The sequence below is a fragment of the Candidatus Saccharibacteria bacterium oral taxon 488 genome, assembly GCA_013099195.1.
Lineage (GTDB): Bacteria > Patescibacteriota > Saccharimonadia > Saccharimonadales > Saccharimonadaceae > Nanosynbacter.
Genome location: CP039999.1, coordinates 287,000 through 310,552, shown reverse-complemented (window position 1 = coordinate 310,552; position 23,553 = coordinate 287,000). Strand labels below are relative to the sequence as shown.

24 protein-coding genes are annotated in these 23,553 nt (G+C 49.6%); 16 read left to right on the top strand and 8 right to left on the bottom strand.

The window, feature by feature from the left end; genetic code table 11:
• Positions 1-2 precede the first annotated feature (2 nt).
• From FBF28_01595 to FBF28_01580, 4 genes are all read right to left on the bottom strand, one after another.
• Complete coding sequence (locus FBF28_01595; protein ID QJU08259.1) at positions 3-1,148, bottom strand: AI-2E family transporter; 1,146 nt, start codon at positions 1,146-1,148, stop codon at positions 3-5.
• Between the two features lie 2 nt (positions 1,149-1,150).
• A complete protein-coding gene (locus FBF28_01590) occupies positions 1,151-2,431 on the bottom strand; it encodes an ABC transporter permease (protein QJU08258.1) in 1,281 nt (426 codons plus the stop codon).
• The gene (locus FBF28_01585) at positions 2,376-3,083 is read right to left on the bottom strand and encodes an ATP-binding cassette domain-containing protein (protein QJU08803.1); all 708 of its coding nucleotides are present in this window, start codon (positions 3,081-3,083) and stop codon (positions 2,376-2,378) included. The genes FBF28_01590 and FBF28_01585 overlap by 56 nt, the downstream gene beginning before the upstream one ends.
• Before the next feature lie 124 nt (positions 3,084-3,207).
• Positions 3,208-3,525, bottom strand: coding sequence for a hypothetical protein (locus FBF28_01580; GenBank protein ID QJU08257.1), 318 nt, complete (start codon positions 3,523-3,525; stop codon positions 3,208-3,210).
• Between the two features lie 94 nt (positions 3,526-3,619).
• Between FBF28_01580 and FBF28_01575 the strand changes: the two genes are divergently transcribed.
• The 8 genes from FBF28_01575 (at position 3,620) to FBF28_01540 (ending at position 9,273) form a co-directional block, all read left to right on the top strand.
• A complete protein-coding gene (locus tag FBF28_01575; GenBank protein QJU08256.1) occupies positions 3,620-4,294 on the top strand; it encodes a response regulator transcription factor in 675 nt (224 codons plus the stop codon).
• Positions 4,291-5,250 (top strand): HAMP domain-containing histidine kinase, encoded by a 960-nt coding sequence (locus FBF28_01570; GenBank protein QJU08255.1) that lies wholly within the window; start codon positions 4,291-4,293, stop codon positions 5,248-5,250. The genes FBF28_01575 and FBF28_01570 overlap by 4 nt, the downstream gene beginning before the upstream one ends.
• Positions 5,251-5,362: 112 nt before the next feature.
• Complete coding sequence (locus FBF28_01565) at positions 5,363-5,824, top strand: hypothetical protein (protein QJU08254.1); 462 nt, start codon at positions 5,363-5,365, stop codon at positions 5,822-5,824.
• 86 nt (positions 5,825-5,910) lie between these two features.
• Positions 5,911-6,567: a response regulator transcription factor gene (locus FBF28_01560; protein QJU08253.1), complete on the top strand. Its 657-nt coding sequence runs from the start codon at positions 5,911-5,913 to the stop codon at positions 6,565-6,567.
• Entirely contained in the window at positions 6,554-7,939 is a 1,386-nt protein-coding gene (locus FBF28_01555; protein ID QJU08252.1) for a HAMP domain-containing histidine kinase, read from the top strand. The genes FBF28_01560 and FBF28_01555 overlap by 14 nt, the downstream gene beginning before the upstream one ends.
• 9 nt (positions 7,940-7,948) lie before the next feature.
• Complete coding sequence (locus FBF28_01550) at positions 7,949-8,524, top strand: GrpB family protein (protein ID QJU08251.1); 576 nt, start codon at positions 7,949-7,951, stop codon at positions 8,522-8,524.
• Positions 8,525-8,633: 109 nt separating this feature from the next.
• Positions 8,634-8,975 carry a hypothetical protein gene (locus FBF28_01545; GenBank protein ID QJU08250.1) on the top strand — a complete coding sequence of 114 codons (342 nt, stop codon included), beginning with the start codon at positions 8,634-8,636 and terminating at the stop codon, positions 8,973-8,975.
• Complete coding sequence (locus FBF28_01540) at positions 8,968-9,273, top strand: hypothetical protein (protein ID QJU08249.1); 306 nt, start codon at positions 8,968-8,970, stop codon at positions 9,271-9,273. Before FBF28_01545 ends, FBF28_01540 begins: the two co-directional genes overlap by 8 nt.
• A gap of 31 nt (positions 9,274-9,304) precedes the next feature.
• On the opposite strand, the gene FBF28_01535 is transcribed toward FBF28_01540, so the two are convergent.
• The 4 genes from FBF28_01535 to FBF28_01520 form a co-directional block, all read right to left on the bottom strand.
• Positions 9,305-9,889, bottom strand: a complete 585-nt coding sequence (locus tag FBF28_01535) for a hypothetical protein (protein ID QJU08248.1) — start codon at positions 9,887-9,889, stop codon at positions 9,305-9,307.
• Positions 9,890-10,274: 385 nt separating this feature from the next.
• Positions 10,275-10,568 (bottom strand): hypothetical protein, encoded by a 294-nt coding sequence (locus tag FBF28_01530; GenBank protein QJU08247.1) that lies wholly within the window; start codon positions 10,566-10,568, stop codon positions 10,275-10,277.
• 68 nt (positions 10,569-10,636) lie between these two features.
• Entirely contained in the window at positions 10,637-10,906 is a 270-nt protein-coding gene (locus tag FBF28_01525; protein ID QJU08246.1) for a hypothetical protein, read from the bottom strand.
• 58 nt (positions 10,907-10,964) lie between these two features.
• Positions 10,965-11,186 (bottom strand): hypothetical protein, encoded by a 222-nt coding sequence (locus FBF28_01520; protein QJU08245.1) that lies wholly within the window; start codon positions 11,184-11,186, stop codon positions 10,965-10,967.
• A gap of 459 nt (positions 11,187-11,645) precedes the next feature.
• Here FBF28_01520 and FBF28_01515 point away from each other — a divergent pair, with 459 nt between their 5' ends.
• From FBF28_01515 to FBF28_01480, 8 genes are all read left to right on the top strand, one after another.
• The gene (locus FBF28_01515; GenBank protein QJU08244.1) at positions 11,646-12,071 is read left to right on the top strand and encodes a DNA-binding protein; all 426 of its coding nucleotides are present in this window, start codon (positions 11,646-11,648) and stop codon (positions 12,069-12,071) included.
• 175 nt (positions 12,072-12,246) lie between these two features.
• Complete coding sequence (locus FBF28_01510; GenBank protein QJU08243.1) at positions 12,247-12,549, top strand: hypothetical protein; 303 nt, start codon at positions 12,247-12,249, stop codon at positions 12,547-12,549.
• Between the two features lie 882 nt (positions 12,550-13,431).
• A complete protein-coding gene (locus FBF28_01505) occupies positions 13,432-14,814 on the top strand; it encodes an ABC transporter permease (protein ID QJU08242.1) in 1,383 nt (460 codons plus the stop codon).
• A gap of 6 nt (positions 14,815-14,820) precedes the next feature.
• Positions 14,821-16,062 carry an FtsX-like permease family protein gene (locus FBF28_01500; protein QJU08241.1) on the top strand — a complete coding sequence of 414 codons (1,242 nt, stop codon included), beginning with the start codon at positions 14,821-14,823 and terminating at the stop codon, positions 16,060-16,062.
• 7 nt (positions 16,063-16,069) lie between these two features.
• A complete protein-coding gene (locus FBF28_01495; GenBank protein ID QJU08240.1) occupies positions 16,070-16,699 on the top strand; it encodes an ABC transporter ATP-binding protein in 630 nt (209 codons plus the stop codon).
• Between the two features lie 262 nt (positions 16,700-16,961).
• The gene (locus tag FBF28_01490) at positions 16,962-19,475 is read left to right on the top strand and encodes a cation-transporting P-type ATPase (GenBank protein QJU08239.1); all 2,514 of its coding nucleotides are present in this window, start codon (positions 16,962-16,964) and stop codon (positions 19,473-19,475) included.
• Positions 19,462-19,872, top strand: coding sequence for an NUDIX hydrolase (locus FBF28_01485; protein QJU08238.1), 411 nt, complete (start codon positions 19,462-19,464; stop codon positions 19,870-19,872). The genes FBF28_01490 and FBF28_01485 overlap by 14 nt, the downstream gene beginning before the upstream one ends.
• Positions 19,873-19,912: 40 nt before the next feature.
• The gene (locus FBF28_01480; protein ID QJU08237.1) at positions 19,913-23,524 is read left to right on the top strand and encodes a hypothetical protein; all 3,612 of its coding nucleotides are present in this window, start codon (positions 19,913-19,915) and stop codon (positions 23,522-23,524) included.
• Positions 23,525-23,553 lie beyond the last annotated feature (29 nt).

The window sequence follows — 23,553 nt, the reverse complement described above, 5'->3', positions numbered from 1 at the left end:
GCTTACTCAGCTGGCTTCGTCTCAGCAGCTTTTTTGAGCGCCTTTTTTAGCGGCGAGCGGCGAGGCGGCGCCTGCGGCTCGCGATTATGCGCCAGATAATCATCCATCAGCACCTTGAGCGACCCAGCGATCGGGATAGCCACCACACCACCAACTAGGCCGCCAACATACAGCCCCACCGTCACCGCCACCAAGATCGCCAGCGCCGACAGCTCGACTTTCTTGCCCTGAATGACTGGCGCGATAAAATTATTCTCAATCTGCTGGTAGATCACGAAATAGATGAGATAGATGACGCCCGCCGACACACTATTGAGCATCAGCATCAGTCCCACCACCACACCGGCGATCGTTGCCCCAAACATCGGGATCAGGCTGAGTAGGAACACCAGCAGAATCGTCGGCATCGCCAAGTTGGCCGCGATCTCAGGAATAAACCAGCTCATACCAAACACAAACGCCCCGGCGCACAACGAACCAATCCCCGACACCGTCAGCTGCCCGACGATGTAGCCAGTCACCACGTTATAAATCTTGCCAACCAGCATCTTGTGGTGGTCGCGCCGCTGCTCATCCCGATACAGCCGCCACAGCCGCTCCATCCATTCCTGACCCTCCAGTAGCATCAAGAACGTCAGCACCAGCACCAGAAAGGCCGATGCCAAAAATGATGCCAGCGAGCCAATACTACCGAGGATATTCGCGCCGAAACTCGCCGCCCAACTGGATGCCTGGCCGCGGATATTATTCATCAGCGAATCAATCTGCGGCTGTAAGCCATTCTGCTCGACAAAGCTCTTCAGCCCGTGCCACTGCTCGTTAACACCATTGACCAACCCCGGCAGCGTCTCGGCAAACTTGGCCGATTGCTGCACCAATGGCGGCACCACGAACCAAATCACACTAGTCAAGATGATGATCAGCAGCATAAACGCCAACGCCGTCCCGCCCAGCCGACTCTTGCCGGGTAGCCACGATGCCAACTTACGCACCGGCGCGTTCAGTGCCAGTGCCAGAAACAACGCCGTCCCGAGCACCATCAGCGCATCCCGCGCCGAATAAATCATCAGCCCCGCCAGCCCAAATCCGATAACCACCAGCCAAAACCGCACGAATGTTTTAGTGTCTATTTCAATGCGTACTTTCATGCTTAAACTTTATCAGCTTTTCGCTTCATCCGCAACGCTGACAGAGATAACTTGCTATCATATGACATCGCGCCGTAGCGGAAAACCCGCACCGCCAGCATCATGATCAGTACCGCAGACACCACCAAGACCGCTACGCCGATCAGGGCCTCAATGAGCGACAAATTGCCGACCGTATTCCTAATCATCAACGGAATTGGTGCCGTAAGCGGGAAGTACGACATAACCATTGAGAAGGTTGACTCTGGGTATGAAACGAATACTGACGCGGCGTACAGCGGCCCAAACAGCAGTATCATCACCAGGCCAACCCACGAACCCGCCTCCTTGGCAGTCGGCATCATTGCCCCCATAGCTACCAACAGACCAGTCAGCATGGTAAAGCTCGCACCGAACAGTGCAACAGCAACAGCGATTCTCGTCGGATCAAACACAATTTGCGATAGATCAAAGTTAGACAAATGCAGCTGCGAACCAAATCCAAAATAGCCAATCAACACCGGCACAACGATAACCATCCCCTGAATCAGCGATAGAGCGATCAACGCCCAAATCTTGCCGATAATCAACGTCCTGGCCTGCACCGTTGTCAGCAACATCTCCACAGTGCGATTTTCTTTCTCCTCGACAGTACTCGTCAGCATCTGATTACTAAAGAAGGCAACGAGCATATAAAACAGCACCAGGAAGAACCCTGGCACGATCATCTCGTTCACACCGCCGCTTTCTTTACCGTCTTTATAGGTCTTGAGTGACGAATTAATTTTCTGCTTGATCACTGCCGCTTCCGATCCGGTGACCCTACTATCAACCGACTGATTCAGTAGTGTGCGGACAACCGCCTCGTACTTATTGTTCTCAAAAACCCCCGTATCTTGGCCGTATATCCTGATCGTGTCCTTCTCAAGATTCTTCGGTATATAGAAATAAGCATCCGTCTGACGGCGTTTGACTTTTTCGATACCTTCAGCTTCGGAGTCAACTGATTGGACTTTCATCACCGCCGCGACTTCCGGCTTGATTAGCTTTGAATGATCTGTCATAGTAATGCTAAATTTTTGTTCTTGAAGCTTATCGGCCGCCTCTTTGGTCGCCTGATTTGACCAAAGAACAATACCGAAAATCAATCCGATCATAACCGGAAAACCCAGCGCTATCAGCCAGAAGGTCGGTTTTTTCAGAGTGCGCAGCACTTCAAATTTGAACACCATTCCCAAATTATGCATCTTACTCATGACGTACCTCCTGCTTCTCGCCGCCATAAACCTTGACGAAAATATCATCCATTGACGCACCGCCGAACTGCTTTTTCACTTCTGCTAGCGTACCGTACGCCGCCGCTCGACCGTCTTTTAATAGAATCAGCCGGTCGCATAATCGTTCGACCTCTTCCATCTGGTGGGTCACAAATATTACCGTTGCGCCGGCCTTGCGCCGCTCCTCAATGATGTTCATTAGTAGGCGGCGGTTGACTGGGTCAAAGCCCTTGGTCGGCTCGTCTAAAATGAGCAGCTCTGGGTCGCCCATGATGGTCACACCCAGCTGAATTTTTTGCTGCTGACCACCTGACAATTTGTCCAGCCGAGTCTTTGCCTTATCGCTCAAACCAACTCGCTCCAGATAATTCATGGAGAAATTACGAGCTTCTTCTTTGCTGAGACCTTTCAGCCGGCCAAAATAAATCATAGTGTCGATGACTTTTTCTTTTTTGTACAAGCCGCGCTCCTCTGGGAGATAGCCTAATTTCACGCTGTCTTCGACCGTGTACGGCTTGCCGTCAACCAGTAGTTCGCCGGCCGTCGGCTCGTATAGCCCCAATAGTGCTCTGAGCGTCGTCGTCTTTCCCGAGCCGTTGCTGCCTAAGAATCCAAACACCTCACCGCGCCGCACCTCAAAACCGAGGTCTTGAATGACCACCTTGTCGCCAAACGCCATCTGAAAATGACGAATCTCGACAATCGGTCGCTGCTGTTTTGCTGTGTCTCGTCCCATATATCTCCCTTTCTTTCTGCTTATTATACACTATGTGGGTGGAGCAGGGGGCGTAAGGTACTATATCTTATTTTCGCTCTACTCCCTCGGCGCTCCGAGCTATCGCTGCTACAACTTTACGCTCTACTCCGTAATGTACAGCTATACCAACCGCGCAGCGCATGACGTCTTGAATCTCTTTGATGAGATTATCATACTGCGACTGGCCGTGCTTGCGGCGCTTGACGCCCATACCTTCAAGGTGGTTAACGGCGCTAGCGAGCTCGCCACTCTCCTCGCACAACCGCGATACGCGCTGGAATATGTCAGCACCATGAGGGAACTTCGCATCAAGAGCCTGACAAATGATTAGTAGATTGGTAAATGTTTTATCGTCCAGATGCATTGATTATAATTATAAGCCTATATACTGTGTTGAGCAACTCCAGGTATGAGATGCTCACTATACACACTAGCAAAATATTTTATATAATATACTCATGCGCCTCCTCATCATCGAAGACGAACCCAAAATTGCCCGGATTATCGCCGAGGCCTTGCGGCGTGAGCATCATGCCGTGGACGTGACGCATGACGGGGATGAGGGGTTGAATATGGCGATGAGCGAGCCGTACGATCTATTGGTCGTTGATCGGATGTTACCGGGACAGAGCGGCACGGACATCGTGCAGGATTTACGCGGGCAGGGCAAGGATATGCCGATTCTGCTGCTGACAGCACTGGGGACGACCGAGGACAAGACGTTCGGCCTGGACAGCGGTGCTGATGATTATCTCGTCAAGCCCTTCGCCATCGCCGAACTCACCGCCCGCGTGCGAGCGCTCCTTCGCCGTCCGCCAATTCAGCAACCGGACACGCTCCAGATCGCTGATCTCGTGATCGACCAGACAACGCAATCCGTCACTCGTGCTGGCACCGCGATCGACCTGACCAGCAAGGAGTACGCACTCCTCGAATACCTGGCGCGCCACCCCGGCCAGACGCTTAGCAAAGACACATTGATCGCCCATGTGTGGGATTTTGATGCTGACATTTTGCCCAACAACGTTGAGGCCTACATCAAGCAGCTGCGCAAAAAAATCGACAAGCCATTTCGATGCCCACTGATTCACACCGTGCGCGGCTTTGGGTATAAATTGGAGGCTGGCGAGTGAAATTATTTTTCTCGGCAACGCTCAAGCTCGCCGGCTGGTACTTGCTCATTCTGATGACCGTCAGCTTGCTATTTAGCGGCATCATCTTTCAAGTCGCTAGCTCCGAACTCGACGTCCAGCTGAATAACTGGAGTAAGCATCACAAAACCGACGGCAACACCGAAACGACCATCATCCGCGACCATCCGTCAATCTCGACCACCAACCTGCTGATCAGCCTCGGCTATCTCAACCTCATCGTACTGCTCGGCGGCGGTGTGTGTGCCTATATATTGGCCCGGCGGACGCTTGAGCCGATTGAGGCAGCACATGACGCCCAGTCGCGCTTTACCGCCAACGCCAGTCATCAGCTGCGCACGCCACTGGCCGTCATCAAAGCTGAGGCCGAGCTGGCATTGTCCGACCAGCACGCCAGCAAAGCATCGCTTCGCCAGACGCTCCAGAGCACACTCGAAGAGACCGACCGCCTGACGCAGCTGACTGAGACGCTGCTCAAATTATCATCTGCCAATCGACAATTAGAAACCACGACTGAGACATTCGACATCACCGACCTCACCAAAAAGCTGATCACTGAACGCAAGGCCGATGCACGCACCGTACTGATCACCGACGAGGCCATCACCCTGACCAGCCATCGCCTCATCGTCCGCGAACTGATCGCCATCATCCTCGACAACGCCCTGCGCCACAGCCCGCGTAAGTCCCGTGTCCAGGTTGATATCAAGGCTGCCCATCATCGCATCACCATCTGTCTGACGAACGATGGCCAAATCGCGGCGCGCGACTTGCCGCATATTTTTGAGCGATTTTTTTCTGGCGATCAGCGAACCGGCGGCTACGGCCTCGGCCTCAGTCTCGCCAAGCAACTAGCCGGCGCCCTCGGCGGCCAACTCACCGCCGCCAGCCGCAAAGGCACGACAACGTTCACCATTTCGCTGCCAAAAACCCTGTAATTTACCTCTGGTGGCGTGACTTTTTTGACATTTTTACAATTTTTCAGCTAATTTTCAGAATGCCATGGTGTAATAAGTTACGGTGAGGTGAGCCTCACCAGAAAGGGTAAGGATGAATACGACAACATATCTCAGTAAAAAAGGCTTCAAAGAATTACACAAGCAAATCAACGAACTCGAAATCCGCGAAAAAGCACTCTCAGCTGAACTACGCGACATCGGCCGCGCTAAGTCTCGCGACGACAAACTCCGCCGCAGTGAGATTATCATGAATCTCGAAAACGTCCATGGCAAGCTCGCCGAGAAACGCACTGCGCTCAAGACCGCCAAGCCGCTGCCGCGTAAGCGCGATCGGCTACGCATCGCCATTGGCTCGGTGGTTGATCTCATTGATCAGCAGGGTCAACTCTTTCGCTACACCCTCGTTGACAGCCTCGAGGCTGATCCGTCTGACGGCCGCATCTCGGTCGATAGCCCCCTCGGACAAAGCCTCCTCAACCGCCACGCCACCGAAACCATCTCTCTCGGTCTCGGTCGCACCACCCGGCGCCTGCAAGTGGTCGGCGTCCACTAACGCGCCCCAAGCGTCCCAATTTGACGCTGACCACGCGCCCCATGCCGCTCGTTTACCACGGGCGGCATTTTCGGTATACTACTTATATGACATCAACGGTTCTTATTGTTGAAGACGAGCCCACCTTACGCACTGGCACTGAGCAATTCCTCCGCCAGCAGGGTTTTATGGTGCTGACAGCAACCAGCGGCGAAGAGGCTCTGGAGAAGTATACCAAAGCAGATGTCATCATCCTCGATATCATGCTACCAAAGATGAGTGGTATTGAAGTGCTGCGGCGTATTCGCCAGACTAGCGACGTACCGGTGCTAATGCTGACGGCGCTACATGATGAGCCGACGCAAGTTGCGAGTTTTGACGAGCTGGCGGATGATTATATGAGTAAGCCGTTTTCGCTGGTGCTGTTGGAAAAGCGCATCAGGGCGCTATTTCGCCGCCAGCAGCAACCCACCAAAACCTTATGGCGCCGCGGCCTGGCCTCAGTGGATTTCGCGGCTTATCAGGGGTTTTATAATGATACTGACGCGCACCTCAAGCCCAAGGAGGTGCAGCTGCTCAAACTGCTCGTCGATAATCCAAACATGGTCTGGAGCCGGCAGGCTATCATTGACAAGTTGTGGCGTGATGACGAGGTGCCGTTTGACCGGGTGATTGACGTCTACATTAAAAATCTGCGCAAGAAATTGCACCTGGACTGCATCATCACGGTGAAGGGAGTGGGCTATCGCTATGAAGCGGCTTAAGTTATTTCCCAAAACATTTTTAGTGTCAATCGGCCTGTTTGCAGCGTTGATCATCCTGGCGCACGCGCTAGTCTACACCTTGATGCCACAATTTTATCTGCAGCAAAAAGAGCGCCAGGCAGCAAATAACCTGGCAATGCTGACCACCGAGCTGCGCGGTAAATCGGCCGAGGAAATGCGCCGTCTCAGCCAGGAATTTGCGAGTATGAAAAACGTCAACATTACGCTAACGATTGACGGACGCGATCAGTATTTTCAAGGCTTTCAATCCGTCAATATCGTGACAGACAGCGGTAAACCAGTCGATACCAGCGTGGTGAAAATCGCTGACGGACAAACGATCGATCCGCGCTCGGTGATTTTGCAGCAGGGTAGTGTGGCGGATAATCGCGGACAAACGGCCAGAATCAAGCTACTGGCCGATGTGGCGCCTGTCACTCAGGCCAAGCTCGCCACGCTGCACGTATTGCCGTATACCATGCTTGGTTCGCTGTTGGTGGCGCTGATATTTTCTTACATCTACAGTCGTTTTGTGACGCGGCCGATTCGTCAGATGGCAGCAGTGACGACGACCATGCAGCGACTGGAAAAGGACGTGCACTACCCGGTGAACAGCCATGACGAGATCGGCGTGCTAGGGCGAAACATTAACGAGTTATACCAAAATCTGTGGCAAACGATTCGCTCACTGGAGCATGAGAATAAGCGGATCACACAGCTGGAGAAAGAAAAAATCGCATTCCTCCGCGCGGCCTCGCATGAGCTAAAAACACCGCTGGCGGCCCTCAGGATTATGCTCGAAAATATGCAGCTAAACATCGGTGAGTATAAAAATCGCGACCAGTACCTGGCGGAATCGGTGGCGCAGGTTGACCGCTTGGCGGCGATGGTGAATGATGTGTTGCGCTCTGGAAACGTGGCCGAGCAAGCCGTACGCCAAGAAAAGCGACTGAGGGTTGACCAGCTGATAGCTGAGGTGGTCGACGATTACCGCCTGCTAGCAAAAGCGCGCGGCATGACCTTCAAGCTTGACACCCAGCCGACAACCATTCGCGCTAATCCTGATATGATGCGTCACGTCATCTCGAATCTAGTGTCAAACGCGGTGCGCCACGGCGATGCGGGGAGTGTGATAAAACTTACTTGCAACCAGCGTGAACTAGCCATCGAAAACACCTGCAAACCACTCACCAAGCAGCAACTCCAGCACGTCTTCGATCCGTTTTATCGTAGTTCTGACGGCGCGAAACAACATACCGACAGCAGTGGTATCGGCCTCTATACCGTGAAAATGCTGCTCGACGCTAAGGGTCTGGATTATGAGTTTGCACCGCACGGGCGGGGTATGCGGTTTGTGGTAAGGTTTGAGTAGGAGGATGTAATGGACAGAGAGCTAGAGAAAATGAGTTTGGAAGAATTGTGGCAATTATTCCCCATATTTCTTGTAGAACACAATAGAGAATGGGCACGCTGGTATGATGAGGAAGTAAAATCCATCTCTTCATTGGTGCCAGAAAAATACATAACACAAATATCTCACATTGGTAGCACGGCCATCCCAAATATACAGGCAAAGAATATAGTAGATATATTGCTTGAAGTCCCGTCGGAAAAAGAATTAGAGCCTGTAAAAAATATTCTTGTTGAAAATAATTGGCTGTGCATGAGCCAGAAAGCAAAACGAATCTCATTGAATAAGGGATATACCAAACAGGGCTTCGCGGATAAGGTATTTCATCTCCACATTAGGGTTGTGGGGGATAATGATGAGATCTACTTTAGGGATTATCTACGCGAGAATGGCGATATTGCTAAACAGTACGAAAAATTGAAACTACAACTTTGGAAGGAATTTGAGTATGACAGAGATGGATATACTGATGCAAAAAGCGATTTTATCAGAAAGTATACTAAAATAGCTAGAGAAAAATACGGGTCCAAGAATAGGTCTTCCTAAATTGTGCATATTAAAGTCGTCAAACAGACTCGCAACTCCTGCTTTACATAAAGATTCCGCCGTCAGCCTATCATGCTGAAGCGCTGGCCGTCTGTGCTACAATTAAATCATGAAGATTATTGATACGATAACCCTCACTGAGCTTCGCCTGATGGCCGAGAGAATGTACGGGACGATGGTCAAAGCAGATGTCGATGTTGCTAAGAAAATTGTGGTGATCGACATGGATATGCATGCTGATGGCGAAGCGTATTTGCTAGAACGCGGATCGCAGCAAGCCGATCTATGGGGGATCAACCTACATCCGGATAAGTTTGGTACCGATGAATTTATCGAGTTTGACAGCATGATAAACATCCGACCGCGGCAAAACAATCCGTCGCGCGATGTGCTAGACCCAGCGGTGCGGCAGCAAATTAGCGATATCATTGCTGGAGTTGTCCGTGAGTGAATATGTCTTTGACCGAGAGAAGTGGCAGAACTTGACGATTTTCGAACAAATGGGCAACATCGGCTCAGAGGTCGGGCGAGCGTTTGCCGCCCGGCGCCGCGGCGACACGGCTGCGATGACTGCTGCCTGGCAGCGCGGCTTGGACTTATTGGACGCCACCGCCGAACAGCTTGCCCGCCAAAAATCGCCAAAACTCCGCGAAGTCCTGCGCGCCCGCGAACTATTCGCCGGCATGGAGGACGAATCGCTGGAGGATTACTTTATGTGGTTCGCGATGGCGGCGCGGAGAGGGAAATAGGCATAGGGAAGCTTCGGGTCATTTCACCAATTCAGCCAAGCTTCTTACTTGGCTTAATCGTCTCATCCAGCTTGCCAGATATTTCTATCTCGGCCAAACTCATCGCTTCTACCTCTGTTGCTAAGTCCCATATCTCATACAGCGGGCGGTCGTCTTCGGTAATATCATAATGCACCATTAGGTTAACAATTTTATACGCTATATCATGAGCTGGCCACATCTTCATGCAATCGTCCGACAAAAGCACTTTAATATATTTAATAACATTTGACCTAGACGTTAGATTTATGTCTATTTTGTTAATTTCTTTGTCATACCCAACCGTTTTCGCCAGCCGCCGCCAAAGTTTTAGGCGCGCATTCGTATTACCCTCGTTATAAATTAACTTTGCCAGAGCGGCTATTTCAGTAACCAATGGCTGCGTTTCCGCAACATTTATACGCTGAAGTTGTAAGACGGCCTTAGCAATTGACGTATCATAATCAATGCCAAGTAACGGCAGATACTCGCACACAAACAACCGCACATCGGCCACACTACGAACCAAACCTAACCTATTTGACCAGAACATGTCGATGTCGTTGCGGATGAGATTATTGAGCGGTGGCGTATTCATATAGATATGATAGAATATTTCGAATAAGATGAGTAGGTCTATAACATATATAAACCAGGGCTCATCATTGTTTATAGGGCAATTATTTCTCTGCTTCACCGTCGCCAAATAATACCGATAATAACTTTTCGGATCTGGCACGAAAAAGCCGTCATCCATGTTGTCGTTTGGACGAACTTCAATATGCTGGTCGTTAATATATGGCTTGATGAGGTGCGCAAATTCAAATTCACACTTAGCGAAAATATGCTTTAATTCTTTACTCTGGTTAAGCGAGTCAAGATAATCTGGATGTATGAATAGCTATTCATACAATAAACCTAAATTAATCATATCAAGAAAAGCGGACAGTTCTATGACTTGTCCAGGTTACATAGACCGAAATTTAGTCAGCAAGGGAACGATACTCAGTATCATCAAACAAACTCTCAGCGCCTGCTGCTTGATACAAAGCATCTACTGCTAGAAGTGCATCATGCTGAAGTGTCGGCTTGCCGCTAATAGTCTCATCATAAAAATCTTGCAATGACTCTGGATAACTCTCGTCTGGCGCGTCATATAAAAATATGTCCTGTAGCAGCTTTTTCTGTTCAGGCGGAATATCATCAAAAAACTCTGGATGAAAATCATAAAACCATTCTAGGCGAGTCTGCAATTCTAGATATCCATCGTAGTTCATAACTTGTAGCACACTTATATACTAACTCTTATTATAAGGTCATTATTATATATACAGGAAATATAAAGTTAGCGTATTTGGTTGATAATCTTGTGGTATAAGTCATCAATTATCTGACGATTTGGGCGCTCTAGTTTCTTTTCAATTGCCGTATAATCTTGATCAAAATAATCAAACATATCATCCCAAATAATCCTTTTGTCACCTTGTTCGAAAATTCGCGCCAACGAGAAACAGATACAGCTGAGAGACTCTATAATATCGGCAGAATCAGGTGTATCGTAATATAAATCAATGATTTCTCGTGCTGCAGTGTATTCGTCTCGTTGTTTATACATAGGATTTTTTATCAAGAATAAGTGGACAGTTTATAGACATGTCCAGGTCGTTCACCACCTACAGGTGGCGCTTCGGGTCGTGCTTACCGAGGTTCTGGTCGGTAGAGTGCATCGTACCCGGCTCGACACCGTCGATAGAACCGTTGGTGTTCCACGAAACACGGGTATTGGTCTCACGATCGTACTGAGAGATGTGCATCGAGGACCCGTCGAGCGGGATCTCGATCTTCTTCACCTCGCCGTCGCCATTTCCGATGTTCCGGTCCCAGAGAAGTCCCATGTCGGACCTTTCTGTAGTAGGTCGGCTGAAAGCCGGGTCTATCTGAATTGATAGTCCAAGATTAAGTATATATATATATCAATATTTGTCAATACTTTCTGGAGATAATTATGTAAAATCTAGTTTATGGTATACATAATTGATGTTACATCATCGCCTTTCCGCCCCGTCCATGCTATACTAAAACCATAATCAGCATCGCGGCTTGCGGCGGCTGTAATCCGAAAGGAGGTGGGGTGGTGATGTAACTCGCGGAAAGACAATTCGTTAAGCGGTGTTTTGATAGCCTCCAGATTCCAATTTACCTACCGGTACGCATGCTTTTTAAGAGGTAACGCCCGCTCGGCGAAAACCAACGTGGTACTTTTCGAAAAGTACCGTGGTAGTTTAGAAAAAGTACCGTGGTAGTCTCAAAGTTCTACTACAATGTGTTGATTAATCAACGGAAAGGATAGCCAAATGACATTGAAATATAAAGCCGTTAAGATGAAAAATCCAGCCAAACCAGCTGATCCGCCAAAGTATTATGCCCGCGAATCGGAAGCTGGCCGCATCGACTTGCCCGAACTCTCCGATAATATTGCTCGCCATTCTACCACTGTTAGTAAGACGGATATTCAGGCGGTTTTGACGATTTTGGGCGAGGAATTGGCATCACTGCTTGCCAAAGGTCACAGCGTGCACCTGGGCGAGCTTGGTTATTTCCACGTTACGCTCAAATCCAAAGGCGTCGCCGAAGAAAAAGACGTCAATCCTAGTATTATTGAAGAGGCCAAAGTCCGCTTTATCGCAGGCAGCGTCCTCAAAAAAGAACTGAAAAACACCAAATTCGAAAAGGACGCCGAACCAAAGAAAGACACCCCGACATCAAAACCAGGAGCATAGGGTATCCTAGGATAATGGGTAGTTAGGGCGCAGGGTAGTGAATACTTCGCCCCCCCTTATGTGCTCTATGGTGATAGAATAGATAATCAACAGAATGCCCTTGGAACTAAGGGGTAGAGAAATAAGCCAACGAAACGACAATAGTTAGGCGCTCTTACTGTGTTAAAATGGACATATGAAAATTGACGACAAATATGTTCATCAAGCGATCATTGCTCGCGAAATCATTGATCTCTACCGAGATTCGCAAGACAAACGCGAGACAGCCGAGTCTCTTGATGTATTGTGCTTTGCAATGGCGCGGTTGACTGACTGCGATAAAGTTGACTACCCAACAATTGACTGGGATGATTTGGCGAGCAACTTTGATGGCATAGCAACATCTCAAGCCAGTGATATGTTAGCAATACAAAAAATAGAAAATGATATAGAGTCTATATATAAAAGATCTTCAAGGATTATAGAGAAGAATAACTAGGTTGAATGGGAGGTGCGCAAACAGAAATTGAATGCGCACCTCCCTGACGACTACCGAGCGTCACTGGGAGGACGGTGTCGACGCGAAGAAGACTTGTTCTTCACTCTCTGATCAGTCCAATGGACTTTGTGATCACCGCCAGGACCAGTATCCCTAGAGAGACGGTAACCATCCTCGTAGTACTGGGTGTTGTGTTCTCGGCCACCATCTCGGCGTGCAAACACGCCGCTAGCGCCAATGGGCTCAGACCCAGTTCGCGCCCCACGATCGTAGAGCGTAGAAAGGGAAGAGGCGGTACATCTGATAGTTCCATCAGACTGTACGACGAATTCCTTACCACAGTTCGTCCTGACGACCTGCCCAGGGTAGAACTCGAGGTTGGAGAATGGCCCGAAGACATCTCCGACCTGAGCGTCGCTGATCTCTCTCATGTTCGACAACACACTCCTTCAGATGGTGTCGATGCTAGCTTTTAAGCTGCACGCTACCGGATCTCGGTAGTCTATTCTGTATTCTACAACCTATCTTCTATACTGTCAATACTTCTTATCTCGTTAAACAAGGTCACGTCTAAGACACATATTTGTTATAGTCGCACCCTATAGGCGCGACTATTTATGGCTGAAATCAAAGAGTTACTAGTATTACTGACATTCTTGAGGCAAACTAGAATACAAAAAGACAAGAAATAGCGTTCGGTCGAAATCTTAGGCTTATCTGACCATAGCGATGCTTGTAATTATAGCAAAATGCATGCACTATGTAAACACAGTGCCATGCATTATATATTGGTTTTGTACTCGAACTCACTATAAACCTCTCCATTTCACATTCCCTTCACACACTCTTGCTACACTGACATAGAAACAAGAAAGGAGATCTATGTCATTCATGCAACGTGCCTGGTTATATATCACCAGGAAAAAACTCAAAACGCTGATTTTGCTGGCGATTTTGCTGTGTATGTCGACGATTATGCTGAGTGGATTTGCCATCAAGCATTCGACCGACGCGGCGGCGCAGTCGCTGGATAAAACGCTCAAGGCCGGCTTCACGCTGGGCAATAATCCGCGCACCAATCCGGGAACGGCCCGCGGTTCGGGAACGGTGTCGAATAAAGACATCGACGCGGTGAAAAATCTGGAGGGCGTGACGGACTATGTCAAGCGCCAGAACGCCACGGTCGATTTTATCAACACCAAACTGGTGCCACTACCGAGCGGTGGCAGCGGCTATGATGCCGAGAAAGATAAGCAGTTTGGCAACGCTGCGACTATCATCGGTGTCAATAAATCTGAGTCCGAGAAGAAGTTCCGCGCTGAGTCGCTCAAGCTCATCGCTGGCCGGCACATCACCGAAAACGATTCGCACAAGATTTTGGTGCACGAAGATTTTGCCAAGGCTAACAACCTGAAGCTTGGCAGTAAAATTAAACTGAAGGCTAACCAATACGACACCGACAACGAGCATCCATCCAAGGACGAGGTGGAAGTGGAAATCGTCGGTATATTTAACGGCAAGAACCCAAAGCAGGCGACCTATCAGGTGGAGCTGTTCGAGAATTTGTTCTTGACTGACCTCACGACAACTCGCCAGTTGAATGCCTATACAGCGCAAAATGAGATTTACCAGGACGCCACGTTCTTCACCAAAGGCACTAAGCAGCTGGATGAGGTGATGGCGCGGGCGAATAAACTGTCGGTTAATTGGCAAAAGTATCAATTGAATAAGAATAGTCAGGAACTGGCTGGCGTGACTGGTGCGGTGAATGGCGTGTACGGCTTGATCGACGGTATGTTGTGGGTAACGGCGCTGGTTAGCGTGGCGGTGATCGGCATGGTGCTGTACTTGTGGATGAACGAGCGTAAGCGCGAAGCGGGCGTGCTCTTGGCGACGGGCGTGCCGCAGTCAAAGATTGTGTTGCAATATATCGCTGAGCTGGTGATGATCGCGATGTTGAGTTTCGGTGCGTCGTACTTTACCGCAGGGCTGATCGCACAACAACTGGGCGATCATGTTGTGTCGCAGGCGGCACAGAATGCCACGCGCCAAGCTGGCAGTTCGCTGAACGGCGCGTCGCTCGGTGCTGACGCTGACTCGGTGACGTCATCGCGGACGCTGGACAAGGTAACGGTTGGCGTGCAGCCGGCGGATCTGCTAGCAGTGTGGGGCGCTGGACTGGCGGTGATTATCATTGCGGTACTGCTGGCTTCGCGGCCGATTACCCAGTCAACGCCGAAAGAATTACTAACCGAAGTGGACTAGGGGCGAATGATGACGATTATCAAACGAGCCTGGACGGCTGTGGCGCGCAAACGGCGTCGCAGCCTGACTATCGCCCTGATCATGACGCTGATTTTCATGCTGCTCATCGGCACGCTGACGGTGCAACAAACGATGGCGCAGCTGAAGCAATCGGTCGAGCGGAACATTCGTGCCGGTTTTAGCATCGCCAGCAAGCAGCCATCGGGCGAAGTGCCGATGGAGATGGCACGACAGGTGCAACGCCTGGACAAGGTCAAAGCACATAATTTCCAATCAGAAACTACCGCGGGACTGCCAAGCAAACAATTGATCGACGTGGCAGGCAGTGGCGTGCAGCTGGACACTGGGATCGCTGGCGAAGCGAAGGTGACGGGTGCGACAGAGAGCAATCTGCTCGGCGAGTTCACTGGTAAATTTTACCAACTGGAGCAGGGCAAGCACTTGACCGAGCGCGATCAAAACGCGGCCCTGATTCACAAAACGTTTGCCGAGAAAAATAATATCAAGCCAGGCGACAAGCTGGACATCACCAAAGACGGCCGGCGCGTGACGGTGACTGTCATGGGTATCTTCAGCGGCAAAGGTGAAAAGCCAGCGGTCTTGCAATCCGACATGGCGGAGAATCATGTCATAACCAACTTAGCTGCGGCGCAGCAGCTGACAGGTAGCCAGCAGTTGACGCGAGCGACATATTTCGCCGAAAATCCGCATCAGCTGAAGTCGCTAACAGACCATGTCAAAAGCTTACCAAACGTTGATTGGCAAAAATTTAGCCTAACTGACAACGGGGCCGTGTTCGCTGGAGTTCTCCAAAACATCGCTGGCATCCAAAACATCTTGACGATTGCCACCATCGGTGCGGCCGGGGCAGGGCTGGCAGTTTTGTCGCTGGTGTTGGTGTTCTGGGTGCGCGGCCGCTTGCATGAAATTGGTATCTTGCTGTCCATCGGCACGTCGAAGCGGCAGATTATCGGGCAGTTCTTGGCGGAGCTGGCGATCATCGCTCTAGTGAGCTCGGTGTTCGCGCTCGCCATCGGCTCGGTCGCCTCATCACAGATTTCTACTGCCCTGACAGCGCAAACTGACCAAAGCCAGCACATAGAAAAGACTGCGGTACACGCCGCGCCAGTAGCGACCTACCTAGAGGCTTTCGCCTTCGGCTACATGGTCGTTCTGCTATCAGCCATCGCTGCCACCGCGCCAATCATGCGCCAATCACCAAAGCAAATTTTAGCAAAATTAAGTTAGGAGTACTATGTCAATACTTACTTTACGCGATATCATTTACTCATACGCTGACGGCACTAGCAATGTGCTGAATGGGATCAATTATCAATTTGAAAAAGGCAAATTCTACGCCATCGTCGGTAGTTCTGGCGCCGGCAAGTCGACACTGCTGGGACTGCTAGCGGGGCTCGACACACCGACTGGCGGGCAGATTTTGTTCGATGATCAAGACATCGCCGAGCAGGGTTATTCGCATCATCGCAAGCACAATATCTCGCTGGTGTTTCAGAATTATAACCTGATCGATTATCTGACGCCGCTGGAAAACTTGAAATTAGTTAATCCTAAAGCCACCAACGAAACGTTGCACGCCATGGGCCTGGACGACGATCACATTCACCGCAACGTCATGAAGCTTTCCGGCGGTCAGCAACAACGCGTAGCGATCGGTCGAGCCCTCGTCTCACATGCACCGATTATCTTGGCGGACGAGCCGACCGGCAACCTGGACGAAACCACCGCCGCCGACATCATCGACATCCTGCGCCGAGCCGCCCACGAAAATGACAAATGCGTCATCGTCGTCACTCACAGCAAGCAGCTGGCTAAGCAGGCGGACGTGGTGTTGAAGCTGAAAGATAAGAAGCTACGAGCATAGCGTCAGGCCTGGTGCGGCCCACGTCACTTACGGTACGTGAAGCGACCGGGTCGACCGACGATGATCAACTCATACAACCCCCATCTCGAGCAAGAGGTGCGCGAGGCAGAAGCCGGAGGCGCACCTTTTTGCCTGTAATTAACTGTTGCAGAATAGTGACCTCAGCTATAACTAGGTACAATGACTACCCACTATTTCAAGCTATACCCCAAGCCGCTTGCTATCATTTCCCCCAAACCACACTTCACGCTATAATAACCGTATGCATTTTTATCAATCATCAAGCGACGAGGTACTGCGGCGACTGGGTTCCTCGGATAGCGGCCTGAGCGCGGCCGAAGTTCAGCGCCGCCAAAAACGTTACGGCCTCAACGTCATCAAAGTCCAATCTGAACCGCTCTGGCGCATCATCCTCGAGCCATTCCTCGACATTTTTATGCTCGTCCTGCTCATCGCCGCCATCATCAGCCTCTGGCACGGCGAGGCCATTGACGCCATCATCATCTTTGTCATCGCCGCCATCTCGGCCGTTATTTTCTACATTCAGCGATTCTCGACCGACCGCGTGCTACGCAGCCTGTCGCGCCACGATGCCCAAAAAGTTGATGTCCACCACCGTGTCAATCGCACCACGCACGTCGACGCCAGCCAGCTGGTTCCGGGCGACGTCGTTTCACTAGCCGAGGGCGAGAAAGTCCCCGCCGACATCCGCCTCATTCGTAGCGCCAACTTGCGGGTGGACGAGGCGCAGCTGACCGGCGAATCACTGCCGATCTCCAAACAAACCGACGCCCTCACCGGCACCAAAGAAATGTACGAGCAAACCAACATGCTGTTTCAGGGCTCATTCGTCGTCAGCGGCACCGGCACCGGCGTGGTCGTCGCCACCGGCAATCAGACCGAGTTTGGTAATCTCGCCATGCTCTCGAGGCGCGAATCAACCCAAAGCCCAGTCCAGCGAAAAATCGACACCCTGATCACCAGAGTCATCGCCGCTGTCTCGGCTATCGCCCTCGTCGCCTTTGGGCTGAGCTTGCTGCGCGGCATGGATGTACTCGAGAGTCTGCGCTTCGTCATGGCCCTCGCGGTGAGCGCCGTGCCGGAGAGTTTGCCGATTGCGATTTCCGTGGTGCTAGTCTTGGGGATGCGGCGGATGGCCACCAAAAAGGCACTGGTGCATCAGATGCGCGCCATCGAGACCATCGGTGTCATCACCACCATCGCTACTGACAAGACAGGCACGCTAACCAAGAACAAGCTGACCGTACAGCAAACCTGGACGCCGGACGAGGCGACAGAGAATATCGACCGCATCATCGGGCTGGCGGTCAACCGCGCTCACGCCAAGAGCCACGATCCGCTGGACATCGCCCTCAATGAGTACGCCCGCAGGCAGAGCGCCAGCCCGCGCCACGCACCAGTTCGCGACGTACCATTTAGTCAAGCCCACGCCATGTCCGCCACCGTCTGGCATCACGGCCGGCAGTTTCGCTTGTACGTCAAGGGTGCGCCCGAAGCCATTCTGGCAGCGTGCCGCGTGTCGGCCCGCACCAAAAAGCACGCCCAGCAAATGCTTGACGAGATGACCGCCCGCGGCTACCGAGTGATTGGACTGGCGACGGGCGAGCTAGATGAGGCAATTGATGGCTTTGATCAACTGGGCAAGCAGCGCCTGACACTTGCTGGCTTCGTGGCCGTGGCTGACGTACTGCGACCAGAGGCGCCGCGGGCCATCCGGGCGGCCCTGAAAGCGGGCGTGTCGGTGCGGATGATCACCGGTGATCATTTCGAGACGGCCTATCAGATTGGGCGAGAACTTGGCATGGTTGAAAATCGTGACGAAGTGTTTGACTGCCGTAACATGGCCAAGCTGTCCGATGATCAGCTGGACGCCATCGTCACCAAAACCAAAGTCTTCTCCCGCGTCATCCCCGAGCAAAAATACCGCCTGCTGACCATTCTCAAAAAACACCACATCACCGCCATGACTGGCGACGGCGTCAACGACGTGCCGGCGCTGACTAACGCTCATGTCGGCGTGGCTATGGGTTCGGGCTCACACATCGCCAAAGACGCTGGCGATATCATTCTGCTCAACGATAATTTCAAGACCATCATCGACGCCATGCGCGAGGGGCGCACCATCATCGCCAACATCCGCCGGATGCTGTTTTATCTACTGTCGACTAATACTGGCGAGCTGATCACCATGCTCGGCGCGCTGCTCATCGGCATCAAGACGCCGCTGGAGCCGGTGCAAATCCTCTGGGTTAATCTAGTGACCGACACCTCGATGGTCATTCCGCTTGGCCTGGAACCGGGTGAAAAGCAAGCCATGAATCGCCCACCGGAACACCCCGACGCACCGATTCTCAGCCGTCAAATGATCTGGCGGATGGTCATCGTCGCCGCTACCATGTCGGTCATGGCGCTGGCCGTCTATATCTTTTTCGAGAAGCATTACGGCCACGACTACGCGCAGACGCTGGCCTTTATCTCGCTAGTGGTCAGCCAGTGGGCCAATGCCTTCAACGCCCGCTCCGACAGTGAATCGATCTTCACCCGCCTCAAGGTTATGAACGCCAGTTTTTACGCTGGCATCGGCCTGTCGGTACTGTTACAGCTACTCGTCTTCTTTGGCCCGCTTGGCACAATCCTCCACATCACGCCGATCAACTTCTGGCACGGCGCACTCATCGGCCTGGCCTCATTCATCATCCCGATCACCACCTGCGAGATACACAAGTGGCGGGGCAGGAGGAATGATCATGCCTGAGCTCAAACATATCCGAGCCAGCTATCGCGTGTCGGTCAAGGGACTGATCTATGAGGACGGAAAGTTACTATTCGTCCGCGAGAGAAGCGATACATGGGATTTACCCGGCGGCGGGCTGGAGCACGGCGAGGGCATAGCCGAGGCCTTGCGGCGTGAGTGCCGAGAAGAGCTGGGCGCCGAGATAGAAATTGCAAGCGCAGCGCCGATCATCATCCCAACATGGAGCAAAAAGTTCGACACCCCAGTGCTCATTATCGCCTACCAAGTTCGCCTCGTGTCGCCACCCACAACCACGACAGATGTCAGCGAGCTGCGGTATATTGGGGTCGATGAGCTAGGGCAGGTTGAACTTGACTCAACACTGTCGGCCATGATGGATCAGTTCTACTCGCAATAGCGGGGTGTAGATATTAGTATAAATGCTATAATTTTATATCATGAGCAGCGGCAGTCCAATAATAAACAAAAAATACACAAACCCCATATCCGCAGCTGGCGATGGGTATGTTTTTGAGCACTCCGTACAGGCGTTTTTTGTTATTCAAATGATAACAGGAGGCCTAGTGCCGAGAATGGACAACTGCGAAGTAACGAGGATAATACTCCAGGCAGAGCGATATGGAAAGAAGACTGATGATTGCGAAGTAACCCTTAAAGACCTGAACAACCCGAGAAGAGAAAAGACGCTACTGGTTCAGGTAAAGCGAAAAGTTCGTCTTTCAAACGGTGAATTTACAAAAACCATAAAAGATGCTTGGAACGATTTTAACAGCCAGAGCTTTAATAGGAACTCTGATAGAATAATGCTCGTCACTGGCGGTCTTGATAGTAATGGAATTGGGCTAAAGAATATACTGACTCATATTCAAAGCTCTTATCAGTCGGCTGATCAGTTTTGGGAAAACTACGATAATAAGACTTTGGGTAGAGGCAAACCGGAGCGCGAGGGTCTTAAACGTCTGCGTGAACAACTAATACTAGCCAATAATGGTGTCACTTTAGACAGAGAAGTGGAATTTGAGTTCTTGAAATCTTTCTTCATAATAAAATCTGACATGCATGAGAATCTGTTTGAAGACGGTGATATTAATGTCGCCCTGATTCATAGCATCTTGGCACAGAAAAAATGGAAAGATAACGTAAGCCCTAAAGTTGTATGGGAACGGCTCTGTCATTATGTAGCTACTCGTAATAAAGACCAGATAGAGCTATTAAAAGATGATCTGCCTAAAAAACTACTGGAGATATTCGAAGAAGAGAAAGTAATCCGACAAAATGATGTAGTGGGCTTACCGGGTGAAAATCAATTAGTCAAAAAAACAGAACCGTCAAAAAACAAGATCACAATTAAAACAGCACACAAAAAAGAGTTAGCATTACTATGTTTAATTGGTGAATTTGACTCTGCAAATTCAAATGATAAAAAAATAGTGTCTGAATTGCTAAGATGTGATGAAGACTCCTTGTTAGACGTAGTCCAAGAAATAAATTCTACCGATGAGCAAGTGCTAGAACTAAGAGATACCACGTGGAAGGTTCTTGATATTAAATCTACGATTGAGCAGCTAAGTAAATATATTTATGACAACCACATTGATGATTTTGCGGATATTTACTTAAGGATCCTGAGTGAAATTAATCCAGCGCTAGATTTGCCAATAGACGAAAGATATATGGCTAATATTTACAAAAAGAGCCGAGCATATTCAGCGGTAATTAGGACTGGTGTAGCAAATGGTATGGCTATGCTTGCAAATAACCAGGACATACTTAGTAAGTGTTCTGCCAGCAAAATAACCAACACAGCAAATAATACAGTATTCAGATTGCTTTCTGATAATGAAAATCCCAAACTATGGATGAGCATCACGGACAACACCTCTTTAATCGCCCAGGCGTCTCCAGTTCAGTTCTTGTCAAAGCTAGAAAACACCCTTGAAATGAAAAATAACAATCCAATTGCGATAGTCATAAAGGAGAGTTCGGGCGATTCATTCTTTCAGTCGGATTACATGACTGGTTTGCGCTGGGCGCTGGCTGATTTATCTTGGGATAAAAAATATTTTTCACGAGCTAGTTTAGCATTAGCCAAGATTGCAACCCTCGAAATTTATCAGACAGAGAATAAAAAACGCTCCCTAGATACCATCCTGCATACGATCCTGCCGTGGCAGCCGAAAACGCTCGCCTCCTTAGATGTTCGGCACAGCGTGGTCGAAAAAATAGTCGATGAGCATAGGGCTGTCGGACGAGAGCTGCTCAAGAGCCTGTTACCGAATATGACTCTAACAACCATGGAGAGAGAGCTCCCGGAGTGGCTAGATATTACCAATACCCTTCAGCCTGTTACGCAACAAGAACTGTGGAAGGAGAGTTCATACTATTCAAATCTCTACATAGATACAGCCGAGTCTCTTCAAGAAATTGTTGATGTAATCAATAACGTTGACCATCTTACAGACGATACTTTGCCGAGTTTTACCAGCCAACTAAATAAGTACCTACTAAACATGGCTGATAAAGATAGGCAAGTAGTATGGGAGGTATTACTTAAAAAAATAAATAATCTAGATCGGCGTAGTAAAGATGAAGGCAAAAGAGCAGAGATACTTAAAAAAATTGCCGATGATATAGAGCCTGAGGATGATCTATATAAGTCTATATATCTATTTAGTAATTACGACCATGACTTAATAGGCTATAACGACTGGGAAAAAGGCAAGAAAGAACTGGAAGAGAAACAGCGAGAATCACTTCTCAAGATTTTAAACTCAGATAATGCCATTCGCCAGCTGGATAAGCTTATTAACCGAGCCAAGATTCCGTACACCATAGGATCTAGCCTGGGCTCTATAGATTATCCATCCATCGAAAATATGTTATTGCCTAAATTCCTCAACGAGAATAAAGCTGAAAAAGAATTTATTAGTAACTTCATTTATACGAGATATTTCTATTATAAAGGTGACATCAACTGGGTCAATAAGTTAGATTTTGCCAGCTGGAATAACGAACAAAAGATTCTACTTCTTCTAGCTTTGCCATTCGGTCAAAGCGCTTGGGACCTATTGGCCGCACAACAAGATAAAGACCTTACTAAAAGATACTGGGATAGGGTCGATAATTTTCGACGTACGGATGACAAATATTCCGAAGCTGCAGTTAAGAGCCTCTTGAAGGCAAAGCGCCCTCTGGCCGCAATTGAATATATTGCCTTGATAATTCATGGGACTGTGGACTCTATCAAAGAGCAAATTGATCCAGAATTATGTCTACAAGCACTAATGACATCATTAAATACCACCGAGAATATTTCAAGCACAAATAACTTACAATACGAAATAGGTCGAGTATTCAAGTATTTATACGACAATATTGACTATACGAAAACGAACTTATGGGGGGCAGAATGGGCCCACCTTAAACTATTCGGAAAACACGGCATAGGACAACCGCGAGCATTAATATATCGAATTGCAAATGATGCAGATTTTTTCTGCGACTTAATTAAGATTTACAAATCAGACCCTCACGGCACTAAGCACCAAGAGCTTGACGAGGCTATTCGATACAGACTATTTAAAGTATTATCATTATTGTTTAATGACTTTACGATCATGCCGGGCATAGACCAATATGGCACATTTCGAGAAGATAACTTTACTGCCTGGATACACAAGGTTGAAGAGAGGTGTAAGGCGAGTGGACACTTAGACGTTGCCCAATCTGTTATAGGTAGATACCTAATAAACTCCCCTGAAGACAAAAGCGGCTTATGGATCAACAAAACGGTAGCAAAAACTTTAGACCGAAATGATTCAGTATCTATGAGATCTGGGTACAACATGGGTATTCGTAATGCACGTGGTATGCACGCAGTAGACGAAACGGGCGAGGCTGAGGCATTCTTGAGAGATAAATGGCAAAATCGCGCAGATGAGATTGAGTCTTTAGGTTTTATAAATCTTGCAGCATCACTGCGTGAGCTTGCAGAGACTTATGAGAGAGAAAGAAGCCGCATAATTAAGCAAGAGCGGTTTAGAGATTAACATCTTCCTCATACTCAACACATATGGCG

Bases quoted from the DNA above. Each gene is read 5' to 3' on its own strand.
- FBF28_01555 (QJU08252.1), top strand. From the start codon at position 6,554: ATGAAGCGGCTTAAGTTATTTCCCAAAACATTTTTAGTGTCAATCGGC.
- FBF28_01505 (QJU08242.1), top strand. From the start codon at position 13,432: ATGTCATTCATGCAACGTGCCTGGTTATATATCACCAGGAAAAAACTC.
- FBF28_01510 (QJU08243.1), top strand. From the start codon at position 12,247: ATGAAAATTGACGACAAATATGTTCATCAAGCGATCATTGCTCGCGAA.
- FBF28_01590 (QJU08258.1), bottom strand. From the start codon at position 2,431: ATGATATTTTCGTCAAGGTTTATGGCGGCGAGAAGCAGGAGGTACGTC.
- FBF28_01525 (QJU08246.1), bottom strand. From the start codon at position 10,906: ATGTATAAACAACGAGACGAATACACTGCAGCACGAGAAATCATTGAT.
- FBF28_01500 (QJU08241.1), top strand. From the start codon at position 14,821: ATGATGACGATTATCAAACGAGCCTGGACGGCTGTGGCGCGCAAACGG.
- FBF28_01560 (QJU08253.1), top strand. From the start codon at position 5,911: ATGACATCAACGGTTCTTATTGTTGAAGACGAGCCCACCTTACGCACT.
- FBF28_01535 (QJU08248.1), bottom strand. From the start codon at position 9,889: ATGAATACGCCACCGCTCAATAATCTCATCCGCAACGACATCGACATG.
- FBF28_01480 (QJU08237.1), top strand. From the start codon at position 19,913: ATGAGCAGCGGCAGTCCAATAATAAACAAAAAATACACAAACCCCATA.
- FBF28_01585 (QJU08803.1), bottom strand. From the start codon at position 3,083: ATGGCGTTTGGCGACAAGGTGGTCATTCAAGACCTCGGTTTTGAGGTG.
- FBF28_01580 (QJU08257.1), bottom strand. From the start codon at position 3,525: ATGCATCTGGACGATAAAACATTTACCAATCTACTAATCATTTGTCAG.
- FBF28_01495 (QJU08240.1), top strand. From the start codon at position 16,070: ATGTCAATACTTACTTTACGCGATATCATTTACTCATACGCTGACGGC.
- FBF28_01520 (QJU08245.1), bottom strand. From the start codon at position 11,186: ATGGGACTTCTCTGGGACCGGAACATCGGAAATGGCGACGGCGAGGTG.
- FBF28_01490 (QJU08239.1), top strand. From the start codon at position 16,962: ATGCATTTTTATCAATCATCAAGCGACGAGGTACTGCGGCGACTGGGT.
- FBF28_01530 (QJU08247.1), bottom strand. From the start codon at position 10,568: ATGAACTACGATGGATATCTAGAATTGCAGACTCGCCTAGAATGGTTT.
- FBF28_01565 (QJU08254.1), top strand. From the start codon at position 5,363: ATGAATACGACAACATATCTCAGTAAAAAAGGCTTCAAAGAATTACAC.
- FBF28_01550 (QJU08251.1), top strand. From the start codon at position 7,949: ATGGACAGAGAGCTAGAGAAAATGAGTTTGGAAGAATTGTGGCAATTA.
- FBF28_01545 (QJU08250.1), top strand. From the start codon at position 8,634: ATGAAGATTATTGATACGATAACCCTCACTGAGCTTCGCCTGATGGCC.
- FBF28_01515 (QJU08244.1), top strand. From the start codon at position 11,646: ATGACATTGAAATATAAAGCCGTTAAGATGAAAAATCCAGCCAAACCA.
- FBF28_01485 (QJU08238.1), top strand. From the start codon at position 19,462: ATGATCATGCCTGAGCTCAAACATATCCGAGCCAGCTATCGCGTGTCG.
- FBF28_01575 (QJU08256.1), top strand. From the start codon at position 3,620: ATGCGCCTCCTCATCATCGAAGACGAACCCAAAATTGCCCGGATTATC.
- FBF28_01595 (QJU08259.1), bottom strand. From the start codon at position 1,148: ATGAAAGTACGCATTGAAATAGACACTAAAACATTCGTGCGGTTTTGG.